We start from the raw sequence: 13,372 nt of genomic DNA, 5'->3' as shown, positions 1-13,372 counted from the left end.
GGCCCTTACGTCTGGGGGACGACCACGGGGGTGAGGTCGTCGCCCGACATCGGGAAGCGCGGCTCGATGGCGAAGGGATCGGCCATCAGCGAGTTCCGCTCCGCGCGCCGACGGCCCAGGCGAAGGGCCCGGGTGCGGGCGCCGCGCGACGGATGGAGGATGGCGCCCAGAAGAGCTTGACCCTCGAATTCCCTATCCAGGTTCTTGGCTTCGAAAACGGGCATGACGGGCCTGCGGGAGGCGGCGGGCTTCTCACCATCGAGCCCGGCCGCGCAACCTAACAACGGGGATTGCGTGAACCGGTTCCGTCAAGCTTTCGCTTCGGAACCATTTTTTCATCTTCAGCGCGTCGGCCCCGTTTCGCAGTGCGAAATCGCACAATCGCCGCGGCGCACAGTCATTGCGCGCCGCGAAGACAGTGTTCGCAATCAGACGAATTGATTCAAACCGGGAATCGAGCCGACGATCGGCCCCATCACATCTTCGCCCGCCTTTTCCCGGCCGACCGCGAACAGCTCCTGACCGAGCGGCTGCATCTGGCCCATGGGGACGCCGGCCGCCATCAGCTTCTGGCCGAGCGCCATGACGCCACCCCCGCCCAGCATCCCGCCGAGCATGCCCATCAGGCCACCGCCGTTGCTCTCCCCGGCATCGGATTGCGCGGCCAGCGCCTCGGAGCCTGGGAGGGCCGCCATGAGCTGCCCAACCTGGGGCTGCGGGCCTTCCTTCTGGAGGAACGCAAGGATGTGGCCGATGGCGGTTTGCGTCGTCGCGGCATCGAGGCCGGTGCGGGCGCAAACGCGGGCGAACAGTTCTTCCATGGGGATGTCCTGATTGGAGGAAGTCCAAACAGTCCATTGTCCGGGGAACCGGGGAAATCAAGCTTGGGCACCGCCTTCGACGGCACGAAGGGCGCCGCGCGGGGGCGCCAGCCGCCGCCGATGGAAGGGCGCCCCCGCAATAGGCAAAACCTTGCGCGGGCGGCGCAATTTCGGGCAGGCGGAAGCGGAACTGCGGCGTGCCGCCGCGCTTTGCCGGTGTGGGTCATCCATACCGTCAGAGACCGTCCGATGCGCTATACGCTGGGCTGCAGCCTGTCCTACAACATCCTTGCGGACACCACCTTCATCTTCAATCTCGAAGTCGCCAAGCTCCGCAGCGTCGAGATCTTGCGGGAAACATTGACGCTTAAGCCGGACCTCAAGCGGGAGGTCTACATTCATCCGGACGCGCAGAACCGCTACCTGGGCCTGAACGTCCCGACCGGGCCATTCGCCCTGGAATACGAGGCCGAGGTCGATCTCACCGTCCACCGGGCCGATCCGGCCACGATCAACGAGACGCCGGTCGCCAAGCTGCCCATCGACATCCTGCCCTATCTGCTGCCGAGCCGCTTCGTCTCCTCCGACCGGCTGACGCCCTTCGCCCAAGCCGAGTTCGGCGCGCTGCCAAAGGGGCACCAGCGGGTGAACGCGATCTGCAACTGGATCCACGATCACCTCGCCTATCAGCCCGGTTCCAGCGACGAGCAGACCACCGCCGACGAGAGCCTGCTGAAGCGGGCCGGCGTCTGCCGCGATTTCGCGCATCTCGGCACCGCTTTCTGCCGGGCGCTCGGCATCCCGGCCCGATTCGTCAGCTGCTACGCCCACGGCCTCGTGCCGAGCGACTTCCACGCGGTGTTCGAGGCCTATCTCGACGGGCGCTGGTGGCTGTTCGACGCCACGCGGCAGGCGGACCCGGACGGGCTGGTGCGGATCGGCGTCGGGCGGGACGCGGCCGAGATCGCCTTCTCGACGCCCTTCGGCAACATGCAGCCGGTGAACCAGCAGATCCGCATCCAGCGGTCGGACGGCCAGGGTAGCCCGAACCCCCGCACCGTCGATGCGATCTCGACCGAGGTGCCCGCGCCCCATGCCGGAGCGGCATAGGAGGGAGAAACGGTTCTCCCATTCCCAACCTCAGCACCCGGCCGGATTGGCACGGGCAAACCCTCTCCCCGCCTGCGGGGAGAGGCCCGCTGACACCTTGTCGTGTCAGCGGGAAGCGCAGGCGAAGCCGAAGCGATGGTGAGGGGGCTCGCCGGGAGAGCTCCGTTCGGCGAGCCCCCTCACCATCGGCTACCGCCTCGCCGCGCCGACGACAGGGTCGTCGCGGCCCTCTCCCCGCAAGCGGGGCGAGGGGAAACCTGCGTCTCGGTCGGGCCCTACGACGACGCCGGCCGCACGGCGTAGGAGGGTTGATGGATTTTCCATTCTCAACCTCAGCATCCGGCCGGACAGGCGCGGGCAACCCCTCTCCCCGCCTGCGGGGAGAGGCCCGCTGACACCTTGTCGTGTCAGCGGGAAGCGCAGGCGAAGCCGAAGCGATGGTGAGGGGGCTCGCCGGAGGAGTCTCACCCGTCCCGCCCCCTCACCCTCGGCTGCCGCCTCGCCGCGCCGACGACGGGGTCGTCGCGGCCCTCTCCCCGCAAGCGGGGCGAGGGGAAACCTGCGTCTCGGTCGGCCCCTAACGATGAATCGCCGGCCCGAAGCGTGGCTGTGGCGGGGTCGCAACACCGCAAAAGCATCCCGGTGCCGCCCCCGATCCTGCGCGTGGGCGCCGCGATCCCGCCATAGTCCAAGCCCACTTCGGACCCTGCGGTAAACGGCAGTCTTGCCAAAGATTTACTGCGTACAAAAGTCAGCCTCCGGAGAGAGCGGGCACAGTATCGGCGCATCGCCGTGAGCGATGGGCCGCGCGCCGCCGCACCCTCCGTCAGGGCAAGCAGAGCTGCGGTGTTGGTCATGGACGCGCGTTTGAACGACAAGTCGAAACTGCCGAGCCGCCACGTGACCGAGGGGCCGGATCGCGCGCCGCACCGCTCGTATCTCTACGCCATGGGCCTGACCCGTGAGCAGATTCACCAGCCGCTGGTCGGCGTCGCTTCGTGCTGGAACGAGGCCGCGCCCTGCAACATCTCGTTGATGCGCCAGGCGCAGGCGGTGAAGAAGGGCGTCGCCGCCGCCCACGGCACCCCGCGTGAGTTCTGCACCATCACCGTCACGGACGGCATCGCCATGGGCCATGGCGGCATGCGCGCCTCGCTCCCGTCGCGCGAGGTCATCGCCGACTCGGTCGAGCTGACCATGCGCGGCCACGCCTACGACGCCCTCGTCGGCCTTGCGGGCTGCGACAAGTCCCTGCCCGGCATGATGATGGCCATGGTGCGCCTCAACGTGCCGTCGATCTTCATCTACGGCGGCTCGATCCTGCCTGGCTCGTTCCGGGGCAAGCCCGTGACCGTGCAGGACCTGTTCGAGGCGGTCGGCAAGGTCGCCGTCGGCGATATGAGCCTCGAGGACCTCGATGAGCTGGAGCAGGTCGCCTGCCCCTCGGCGGGTGCCTGCGGCGCGCAATTCACCGCCAACACGATGGCCACCGTCTCAGAGGCCATCGGCCTCGCCCTGCCCTACTCGGCCGGCGCCCCGGCGCCCTACGAGATCCGCGACAAGTTCTGCGCCACCGCCGGCGAGAAGGTGATGGAGCTGCTGGCCAAGCAGATCCGCCCGCGGGACATCGTGACCCGCAAGGCGCTGGAGAACGCCGCCGCCACCGTGGCGGCCTCCGGCGGCTCGACCAACGCCGCGCTGCACCTGCCGGCCATCGCCCATGAATGCGGCATCGAGTTCACCCTGTTCGACGTCGCCGAGATCTTCCGGCGCACGCCCTACATCGCGGACCTGAAGCCCGGCGGGCGCTACGTCGCCAAGGACATGTTCGAGGTCGGCGGCATCCCGCTGCTGATGAAGACCCTGCTCGACCACGGCTTCCTGCACGGCGACTGCCTGACCGTCACCGGCCGGACCATCGCCGAGAACCTCGAGAAGGTCGCCTGGAACCCGGATCAGGACGTGGTGCACCCGGCCAATCGGCCGCTCACCCCGACCGGCGGCGTCGTCGGCCTGAAGGGCAACCTCGCTCCCGAGGGCGCCATCGTGAAGGTGGCCGGCATGCCGCAGGAGGCGCAGGTCTTCACCGGGCCGGCGCGCGTGTTCGACGGCGAGGAAGCCTGCTTCGCCGCCGTGCAGTCCCGCTCCTACAAGGAAGGCGACGTGCTGGTCATCCGCTACGAGGGTCCGCGCGGCGGCCCCGGCATGCGCGAGATGCTGTCCACCACGGCCGCCCTCTACGGCCAGGGCATGGGCTCGAAGGTCGCCCTCATCACCGACGGGCGGTTCTCCGGCGCCACGCGCGGCTTCTGCGTCGGCCATGTCGGGCCGGAGGCGGCGGTCGGCGGCCCGATCGGCCTGCTCAAGGACGGCGACATGATCACCCTCAACGCGATCGACGGCACGCTGTCGGTGGCGCTGAGCGACGAGGAACTGGCCGAGCGCCGCAAGGCGTGGGCGCCGCGCGGCAACGCGGCGACCTCCGGCTACCTCTGGAAGTATGCGCAGGGGGTCGGCTCCGCACTGTACGGCGCCGTCACCCATCCGGGTGGGGCGCAGGAGACGGAGAGCTATGCTGACGTCTAGGACGGTCCTCGACCGGCCCGCGCCGGCAGGGACCTCTCCGCGCCGGCTCCGCGCGCTTCTCCTCGTGGCCGTGTCGGGTGGCCTGCTGATGCAGGCGCCCGCCGCGCGGGCGCTCGATGCCTTCGTGCGGACCCCCGTGCCGGCCGCGGCCGAGAAGAGCTACCGCTCCGCGCGGGACGCCCTGCGGGCGGGCGTGCGGGAATACAATGCGGGCGACAAGGAGGGCGCCGCCCGCGCCCTCGAATACGCCGCTGGCCAAGGCCATGCCCTCGCCCTGTGGAAGCTCGGGCGGATGTACGCCGAGGGCGACGGGGTGCCCCATGACGACCTGAAGGCGTTCGAGTTCTTCTCGCGGATCGCGGATGCCAGCACGGACGATGCCGGGGATTCGCAGAACGCGGCGGTGACGGGCAGCGCCTTCACGGCGCTGGGCTCCTACTTCCTCGACGGGATCAAGGGCACCTACGTGCGCCCGAACCCCGAGCGCGCCTACGACATGTTCAACTACGCGGCCTCCTACTACGGAGACCCGAACGCGCAGTACAACCTCGCCCGGCTCTACCTCGACGGCAACGGCGTCGAGGCCGATTCGCGGCAGGCGGCGCGGTGGTTCAACCTCGCCGCCGAGAAGGGCCACCATCCGGCGCAGGCGCTCCTCGGCGACATGCTCGTCAATGGCGCGGGCGGCGTGCCGCAGCAGCGGGTGAAGGGCCTCGTCTGGCTCTCGCTGGCCCGCGACGGCGTGCAGTCGCGCAAGGACGACTGGATCGTCGCCCTCTACGACAAGAACTGGGCCGCCGCGTCCCCCGACGACCGGAACGAGGCGCAGACCCAGCTCCAGACCGTCGGGTCGATCAAGCGGCGGAACTGACGAAGGTCAGCTCTTCGCCGCCGCGATGGCCTTCACGAAGGACGGGCGCTCCAGGGTGCGGCTGACGTAGGCCGCGAGCTTCGGCCAGCGGCCGGCATCCACCGTGTAATTCGCCAGTCGCAGGTTGTGGAAGTTCGTCACCACCGCGATGTCGGCGATGCTGAAGGCGTTACCGACAAGGTAATCGCCCTCGATCTGGCTTTCGAGATAGTCAAGGAGCGGCGGGAACTTCTCGTTGATGGCGCTCTGCGCGCGTGCCTCGTCGCCTTCCTGCTTCATCAGCCGGGGCTTCATGAAGCGCTCCACGAAGGGGATGATGAGGACGGGGAAGAGTTCGGTATCGCCGTACTTGTCGAACCAGACGGCGCGGCCCCGGGCCTTCGCCTCGGTGGGGATCAGCGCCGGCTCGGGGTGCTTGGCCTCGATGTAGTGCAGGATCGCGCTGGAATCGGGCAGCCGGAAGCCGTCATCGTCCAATGCGGGGATCTTGCCGGTGGGGCTCGCGGCCTGGAAGCCCAGATCGTCCGCGTGGAACGGGACGGGCTTGTGCTCGAACGAGACGCCCTTCTCGAACAGCGAGACGAGGACTTTCCGGACGTAGGGCGAGACGCTGGTGCCGTAGACGATCATCGTTTCCTCTGGCTCTGTCAGGCGCGGGCCAACTCGACGGTCACGGGGACATGGTCCGAGGGCTTGTCGAGGCCGCGCAGGTGCTTCTGCACGGAAGCTGAGATAAGTCGGTCGGCCGCCTGCGGCGAGAGCAGGAGATGATCGATGCGGATTCCCTGGTTCCGGGGCCAGCAGCCGGCCTGGTAATCCCAGAAGGTATAGAGCCCGTCGCGCGGGTCGCAGGCGCGGATCGCGTCCGTATAGCCCTCGGCGAGCAGGGCGCGGAACGCCGCACGGGAGGCGGGCAGGAACAGGGCGTCGCTGCGCCATGCCTCCGGGTCGGCCGCGTCCTCCGGCTCGGGGATGACATTGTAATCGCCCGCCAGCACCACCGGGATCTCGGCTTCAGCCAGCGCCCTGGCGTGGAGCCGCAGCCGTTCGAGGAAGGCGAGCTTGTAGGGGTATTTCGGGCTGTCGACCGGATTCCCGTTCGGCAGGTAGATCGAGGCGACGCGCACCGGCGCGAGGTCTTCGCCCCCGATCAGCGCCTCGATGTAGCGGGCCTGTTCATCCTCGTCGTCGCCGGGAAGGCCGCGCCGGATCTCGGACAGCGCGAGCGGTGCCCGCACCAGGAGGGCGACGCCGTTATAGGCCTTCTGCCCCAGGGTCTCGACGGCGTAGCCCGCCGCCTCGACCTCGGCGCGGGGGAACGCCTCGTCCTGGCATTTCAGCTCCTGCAGGCACACCACGTCGGGCTTCGCCTCATCGAGGAAGCCGAGCAGGTGCGGAAGCCGCTGCTTGATCGAATTGACGTTCCAGGTCGTGATGCGCATCGGCCTCATCCGGCAGGCGGCCCGTCATCGGGCCTTCGCGGCCGGGTGACAAGCTGAATCGGGCACGCGAGGCGGGACGGGGGATCGGGTTGATCGACTGGGATGCGCCGATCCGCGCCTATTGTGAGCGGGGCGACGCCTCGTTCTGGGCCGAGCCGTTCGGGGCGGTCTCGAATGCCGCCTTCCTCGTCGCGGCGGCGGCGGCCGGCTGGCGCGCTTACGCCGCGCGGGACCGCGTATGCCTCGCCTTCGCCGGGACGATCGCGGTGATCGGGGTGGGCTCGTTCCTGTTCCACACGCTCGCCGTGCAATGGGCGATGCTGGCCGACGTGATCCCCATCGCCCTGTTCGTGGTCGCCTATTTCGCCCTGGCGCTGCGGCGCTTCCTGGCGCTCGGCCTTGCCGCCACCGTGCCGCTGACGCTGGGTTTCGCGGTGGCCGACATCGCCTTCACCCCGATCCTCGAAGCGGCGACCGGCCTGCCGCTGGCGCGCTGGACCAACGGATCCCTCGACTACCTCCCCGCCTTCGCGGCGCTTCTCGGCGTGGCGGCGGCGCTCGCCCCGCGCGACCCGGGAACGGCCCGGGGCCTCGCCCTCGTCGCCCTGCTGTTCCTCGTCTCGCTCGCCTTCCGCACCCTCGACTGGGCCGCCTGCGACCTGATTCCCATCGGCACCCATTTCCTGTGGCACGTGCTGAACGCCGGCGTGTTCTACGCGCTGGTCGTCCTCGCCCTGAGAAGCCGCCAAAGGGAGGAGGGCGCAACTTCTTGCGGGCGCGAGGGAAAGGTTGCAGAACTGCGCGCCACGGGCGATTGAGCCCCGCTTCGCGGGATGGACGGCACGGTAGCCGTGGCCCGCGGCTACGGAAGGTCCCATGTCGCAGTCTCTCCGCATCGGCGTCGCCGGCCTCGGCACCGTCGGGGCGTCCCTCGTCCGCATGATCGCCCGCCGCCGGGAAGCGCTCCTCGCCTCCGGCCTCGACGTCACCGTCACCGCCGTCTCGGCCCGCGACCGCACGCGCGACCGCGGCATCGACCTGTCCGGCGTCGAATGGTTCGAGGATCCGGTGGCGCTGGCCCGCTCGGCGTCCGTGGATTGCGTCGTCGAGCTGATGGGCGGCGCCGAGGGCGCGGCGAAGGAGACCGTCGAGGCGGCGCTCGAGGCCGGCAAGCCGGTCGTCACCGCCAACAAGGCGCTGCTCGCCAAGCACGGCGCGGCGCTCGCCGCCGCCGCCGAGGCCGCCGGCGTCGCGCTGACCTACGAGGCGGCGGTCGCGGGCGGCATCCCGGTGATCAAGGCCCTGCGCGAAGGGCTGACGGGCAACAAGGTCGAGCGCGTCTACGGAATCCTCAACGGCACCTGCAACTACATTCTCAGCCGGATGGAGCGCGAGGGCCTGACCTTCGAGGCCTGCCTGAAGGACGCGCAGGCGCTCGGCTACGCCGAGGCCGATCCGACCTTCGATGTCGAGGGCTTCGATACCGCTCACAAGCTCGCGATCCTCACGAGCCTCGCCTTCGGCACGCAAGTCGATGCCGAAGGCGTCTCGGTGGAGGGTATCTCGCGGGTGCAGCCCCTCGACCTGCGCATGGCCGACGAACTCGGCTACCGCATCAAGCTCCTCGGCGTCGCCCAGGCGACCCCGGCGGGGATCGAGCAGCGCGTCCACCCGACCATGGTGCCGAAATCCTCGGCCATCGCGCAGGTGATGGGCGTGACCAACGCCGTGACCATCGACGCCGACGCCGTGGGCGAACTGACCCTCATCGGCCCCGGCGCGGGCGGCGAGGCCACCGCCTCCGCCGTGTTCGGCGACATCGCCGACGTCGCCCGCCGCATCGTGCGCCCGACCTTCGGCACCGCCGCCGCGCGCATGGCCCCTCCCTCGCGCGCCGAGATGCAGCGGCACGAGGGCGGCTATTACATCCGCTTGACGGTCCACGACCGGCCGGGCGTGGCGGCGGGCGTCGCCCAGCGCATGGCGCAGCGGGAGATCTCCCTGGAGAGCATCCTGCAGCGCCGTGTCGAGGGGGCGGACAGCGATCCGCACGGCCGCTCCGGCCGCCCGGTGCCGCTGGTGCTGATCACCTACGCCGCCACCGAGGGCGCGATCCGCGAAGCCTTGGACGCCATCGCGCAAGACGGATTGCTCGCGGAATCGCCGCAGTTGATCCGCATCGAACGTGAGTAGACGCGCCGCGTGATCCTCATCGAATATTCAGGGACGGGGGCGTTAACATAGGGGGGCACGCGGACCGCTCAGCCCCGCCATGATCGAGACCGGGATCCGGCATCAAGACCGGGCCCGGCAAGGGACAGGAAACGATGACCGAGACCGGAACGCCGCGTCCGCAGACCGTGCCGCGCACCCTCGCGCTCGAACTCGCGAGGGTGACGGAGCGCGCCGCCGTGGCCGCCGCCCGCCTGCGCGGCAAGGGCGACGAGAAGGCCGCCGACCAAGCCGCCGTGGACGCGATGCGGGCGGAACTCGCCGGGCTTCCGATCCGCGGCACCGTCGTCATCGGCGAGGGCGAGCGCGACGAGGCGCCGATGCTGTTCATCGGCGAGCTGCTCGGCTCCGGCGAGGGGCCGGAGGTCGACATCGCCGTCGACCCGCTGGAAGGCACGACCCTCTGCGCCAAGGACATGCCTGGCGCCATCGCCGTCATGGCCCTGGCCCAGCGTGGATCGCTGCTGGCCGCGCCCGATGTCTACATGCAGAAGATCGCCATCGGGCCGGGCTATCCGACCGGCATCGTGGACCTCGACGCCAGCCCGATCGAGAACATCCGCGCCCTCGCCCGCGCCAAGGGCTGCCCCACCGACCAGATCACCGCGCTGATCCTCGATCGGCCGCGCCATGCCGGCCTGATCGCGGAGGTGCGCGAGGCGGGCGCCTCGGTGCGGCTGATCACCGACGGCGACGTCGCCGGGATCATCTTCACGGCGAGCCCGGAGGAGACGGGGGTCGACATCTATCTCGGCACCGGGGCCGCCCCCGAGGGCGTGCTCGCCGCCGCCGCGATGCGGTGCATGGGCGGGCAGATGCAGGGCCGGCTGATCCTCGACACATCCGAGCGCCGCCGCCGGGCGCAGGACATGGGCATCCGCGACTTCGACCGGAAATACGAGTTGACCGACCTTGCGGGCGGGGACGTGATCGTCGCCGCCACGGGCGTGACGGACGGCTCCCTGCTGAAGGGTGTTCGCTTCCGCCAGGACAGGATCCAGACGGAGACGGTGGTCTATCGCTCCGAAGCCGGCACCATCCGCCGGATCCTCGGCGAGCATCGGCGGGATTTCGGCCGCAACTGAGGGGTCGGGGCACCGCCCCGACCCTCCATCCGTCAGGCGCTACGGCAGCGCGCCGGCCTTCTCCTTGGCCTTCATGATGGTCTGGCGGCACTCTTCCGCCTTGCCGGCCTTGTCCTCCTCGCGCGCCTGGGCGACGAGCTTCTTCGCTTCCTCGACACCCGACGCGGTCGGCTTCACGTTCTTGTCGCCCGGCGTCAGCTTCGGCGGCGTGTCGAGGGCCTTCGGGCTGTTGGACGAGGTCGTGCCGCCGGGCGGCGTCGTGCCCGTCACTTCGGCCGCGCCCGCGCTGTTGAGGCGCCGCTCCAGCGTGCTCACCTCGTCGGCGCAGGGTGTGGCCAGGGCCGGGCCTGCGGTGGCGGCCGTCACGGCGGCGAGGGCAAGAGCGAGGCGCAGCGTCATAAGCGATCTCCCGTGGCGGCGCGGCGGGATCGATGCCGGCTCGCCTTCGGGATGGCGACGCGGCACGCGCATCCCTGTTCCCGAGACAGGACGCCGCGCCAAAGAAACGGGCCGCGCATCCGGGAATGCGCGGCCCGTTTGTCTGATGGAGAACGGATCAGTACTTGCGGATGATCGGCTCCGCCGACATCGGCACCGGATCGGCACCGAAGGCATACTTGAAGCCGCCATAGACCGAGAACGGCTGCGACAGGGTCGTGGTGCGCGGGTTGTTGATCGAGAGGTTGCCGGCCACCGGGCCCGTCTCGGCGAAGGTGCCGAACGTGGCATAGCGGTTGTTGGTGAGGTTGGTGATGAGCCCGAAGATTTCGAGGTTCTTTGTCACCTGATACTTCGTCTGGAAGTTCATGACGTAGTAGGGCGGCAGCTTCCGGTTCAGGTTCGACTCGTCGCCCCGGTAGAAGGACGAGGAGAAGGCCTGGAGGTAGAGGCCGACCTGCCATTCCGGCGTGATGTAGTAATCGAAGCCGGCCTTGATCTGGTGGTTCGGCACCAGCGGCACGCTGTTGCCCCGCGTCACCTGGATCGCGCCGTCCACCGCGAGGGGGTTGTTCGGCGAGGACAGGGTGCCGTTGAACTGGAAGGTCGCGTCGATCAAGGCGTAGTTGGCGTAGACCCGGAGGTAATCGGCCGTGTATTCGGCACCGACCTCGATGCCCTGCCGCTGGGTGGCAGGCACGTTCACGAAATAGGCGCGGGCGGCATTGCCGGGGGTGGCGAGCGACAGGATGTCGTTCGACAGGTCGGTGCGGAAGGCGCCGATCTTGTAGGTGATGATGCCGCCGTCATAGGTGTTCGGCAGCTGGCCGCGGAAGCCGACCTCGTAGGTCTTGCCCGTCACCTGCTTCAGCGGCGGATCGGCCACCAGCGAATTCGGCAGCAGGCACGGCCGGTCGGGGTTCGCGCAGGCGAGTTCGAGCGGCGTCGGAGCGCGGTTCGATTCCGAGTAGCTGCCGTAGAGGTTCAGCGCATCGAAGAACCGGTAGGTCAGGCCCGCCACCGGGTTGATCTTGTTGAAGTAATGCGTGCCCGTCACGTCCGGCGAGAAGCCGGTGAGGTCTTCGCTCTGGATCCGCGCGAAGTTCAGGCGGGCGCCCGCCGTCACCGAGAGGCGGTCGGTCAGGTCCAGGGTGTCCTGGGTGTAGAGGCCGAGATAGAGGTTCGAGCCGTTGACCGAGCTCGGCGCGATGCCGAGCGCCCCGGCGGTGCGGATGAAGGTCGTGCCGAGACCGGGGATCGTGCCGTAGAACGGGTTGTTCGGATCGGTGGTGATCGACAGGTTCGGGTTGATGACGCCGAGCGTGCTCGACGACTTGAACGAGTAATTCGCGGCGTCGATGCTGCCGCCGACCACGAACGCGTTGCCGAAGCCGAAGATCCGGTCGCGGTTCGAGGCCTGGAGCGAGCCGCCGTAGCCGGTGGCCTCCGTGTTCGTGACGTCGAGGGTGCCGTAGGGCACGTTCGCCGTGAACGGGATAGCCCGGTTCTGCTGGCCGAGGATGAGGAACTGGTTGCGGAAGGCGAGCTGCGTCTGGCCGGCGGCCGGGCTGAACCCGTCATCCTCGAAGCAGAGGAAGCCGCGGAAGCTGCTCTGCCGGCTGCACTGCTCGAAATTGCCGTCGTTGCCGTCCACGTAGGTCTGGTGGAAGCGGCGGAAATAGGCGTTGCCGGCGAGGTCCCAGGTCGGGGAGATGTCGACCCGGCCGGTGAGCTGGATCGTGCCCACCTCGGTGGTCGTGGTCTGCGGATAGGTGAAGATCGCGCGCGGGTCGTTGCGGGTGAAGTCCACCGGGGTCGCGGCGGCGGCGCCGAAGAAGCTGCGCGCGGCGAGGCCGATCAGGTGGAACTCGGCATCCTGCGAGCGGTAGCCGAGATCGCCGTACATCCGGCCGATCGTGCTCGGGCTCTCGTAGCGCCAGCCGCGATCGTTCAGCCCGTCGCCGGTGAAGTAGAAGCTCCACGGGCCGGAGACCTTGCCGTATTCGAGATAGCCGGCCGTGCGCGCATCCGAGCCGCCCCAGGCGCTGATCTCGGTGCCCTGCCACGTGAAGCCGTTCTTCATCTGGATGTTCACCGCGCCGCCGAGCGCGTTGAGGCCGAAGACCGGGTTGCCCGTCACCACGTCGATCCGCTGGATCGCCTGCGGCGGGATCAGGTCGAAGTTGACGATGTCGCCAAAGGCTTCGTTGATGCGCACGCCGTTCTGGTAGACGGCCAAGCCCTGCGGCACGCCCTGCACCGGCGAGGCGACGAAGCCGCGATAGGTCACGTCCGGCCGGTTCGAGTTGCCCTGGCTGTCGGAGAGGTTCAGGCCGGGGGTGCGCCGCGCGAGGGTCGCCACGACGTTGTCGGTGCCGAGGTCGGCCCGGATGTCCTGGGCCGTCACCGTCTCGACGGTGCTGGGGATCTTGTAGAGCGGCTGCTCGCTGCCGCGAAGGCGCGGCGACGGCACGGCGGCGACCGGCGCAATCTGGTTGAAGTTCTGTACGGCGCTGGAATTGCCGCCGCCCGCACCGACCGGCGAGGTCGCCACGACGCTGATTTCGCCGAGGGTGACGGATTGCTGCGCGTGTGCCGTGCCCACCGCCATCGATCCCGCGAGGACCGACGCCGATGCCGTCAAGGCTCCCCTTAGCGCCCGCAAAGACATTCCCGAACCCCTCGACACCCAAACCATTCGCCCGTTTCCCTCGGGCTTCAGTCAGTGATGTCGAGGTGCCCCCCAAACCGCAATCGCGTAGACGTGAACGGAATGGGACTTTGCCG

At 69.1% G+C, this 13,372-nt stretch carries 12 protein-coding genes; 6 read left to right on the top strand and 6 right to left on the bottom strand.

Translation table 11 applies throughout. The features are described from left to right. Nucleotides 1-5: 5 nt before the first annotated feature. Complete coding sequence (locus tag ACS5Q7_RS06930; protein ID WP_478338686.1) at nt 6-224, bottom strand: hypothetical protein; 219 nt, start codon at nt 222-224, stop codon at nt 6-8. 204 nt (nt 225-428) lie between these two features. Beyond that, on the bottom strand, nt 429-821 hold the full coding sequence (locus ACS5Q7_RS06925) for a DUF2267 domain-containing protein (protein ID WP_478338685.1): 393 nt from the start codon (nt 819-821) through the stop codon (nt 429-431). A gap of 249 nt (nt 822-1,070) precedes the next feature. On the opposite strand from ACS5Q7_RS06925, the gene ACS5Q7_RS06920 reads away from it, so the two are divergent. From ACS5Q7_RS06920 to ACS5Q7_RS06910, 3 genes are all read left to right on the top strand, one after another. After that, entirely contained in the window at nt 1,071-1,931 is an 861-nt protein-coding gene (locus ACS5Q7_RS06920) for a transglutaminase-like domain-containing protein (RefSeq protein WP_478338684.1), read from the top strand. Nucleotides 1,932-2,786: 855 nt separating this feature from the next. Then, nucleotides 2,787-4,517 (top strand): dihydroxy-acid dehydratase, encoded by a 1,731-nt coding sequence (gene ilvD, locus ACS5Q7_RS06915; protein WP_478338683.1) that lies wholly within the window; start codon nt 2,787-2,789, stop codon nt 4,515-4,517. After that, nucleotides 4,504-5,388 carry a tetratricopeptide repeat protein gene (locus ACS5Q7_RS06910; RefSeq protein WP_478338682.1) on the top strand — a complete coding sequence of 295 codons (885 nt, stop codon included), beginning with the start codon at nt 4,504-4,506 and terminating at the stop codon, nt 5,386-5,388. Before ilvD ends, ACS5Q7_RS06910 begins: the two co-directional genes overlap by 14 nt. Before the next feature lie 6 nt (nt 5,389-5,394). On the opposite strand, the gene ACS5Q7_RS06905 is transcribed toward ACS5Q7_RS06910, so the two are convergent. Continuing rightward, complete coding sequence (locus tag ACS5Q7_RS06905) at nt 5,395-6,018, bottom strand: glutathione S-transferase family protein (RefSeq protein WP_478338681.1); 624 nt, start codon at nt 6,016-6,018, stop codon at nt 5,395-5,397. 17 nt (nt 6,019-6,035) lie between these two features. Beyond that, complete coding sequence (xth, locus tag ACS5Q7_RS06900) at nt 6,036-6,830, bottom strand: exodeoxyribonuclease III (protein ID WP_478338680.1); 795 nt, start codon at nt 6,828-6,830, stop codon at nt 6,036-6,038. 92 nt (nt 6,831-6,922) lie between these two features. Here xth and ACS5Q7_RS06895 point away from each other — a divergent pair, with 92 nt between their 5' ends. The 3 genes from ACS5Q7_RS06895 to glpX all read left to right on the top strand — a co-directional run bounded on the left by ACS5Q7_RS06895 (nt 6,923) and on the right by glpX (nt 10,147). After that, on the top strand, nt 6,923-7,648 hold the full coding sequence (locus tag ACS5Q7_RS06895) for a ceramidase domain-containing protein (RefSeq protein ID WP_478338959.1): 726 nt from the start codon (nt 6,923-6,925) through the stop codon (nt 7,646-7,648). Nucleotides 7,649-7,706: 58 nt separating this feature from the next. Next, nucleotides 7,707-9,023 (top strand): homoserine dehydrogenase, encoded by a 1,317-nt coding sequence (locus ACS5Q7_RS06890; RefSeq protein WP_478338679.1) that lies wholly within the window; start codon nt 7,707-7,709, stop codon nt 9,021-9,023. A gap of 134 nt (nt 9,024-9,157) precedes the next feature. Beyond that, nucleotides 9,158-10,147 carry a class II fructose-bisphosphatase gene (gene glpX / locus ACS5Q7_RS06885; protein ID WP_478338678.1) on the top strand — a complete coding sequence of 330 codons (990 nt, stop codon included), beginning with the start codon at nt 9,158-9,160 and terminating at the stop codon, nt 10,145-10,147. A 39-nt stretch (nt 10,148-10,186) separates the two neighbouring features. Here the strand turns inward: glpX and ACS5Q7_RS06880 are convergent, their stop codons facing one another. Further along, nucleotides 10,187-10,546, bottom strand: a complete 360-nt coding sequence (locus tag ACS5Q7_RS06880) for a hypothetical protein (protein ID WP_478338677.1) — start codon at nt 10,544-10,546, stop codon at nt 10,187-10,189. Between the two features lie 157 nt (nt 10,547-10,703). Beyond that, nucleotides 10,704-13,256: a TonB-dependent receptor gene (locus ACS5Q7_RS06875; RefSeq protein WP_478338676.1), complete on the bottom strand. Its 2,553-nt coding sequence runs from the start codon at nt 13,254-13,256 to the stop codon at nt 10,704-10,706. Between the last annotated feature and the right edge of the window lie 116 nt (nt 13,257-13,372).

Source organism: Methylobacterium sp. Gmos3, assembly GCF_056430985.1.
Note: the sequence above shows the minus strand (reverse complement) of the source record. Positions and strands in the feature narration are given on the sequence as shown.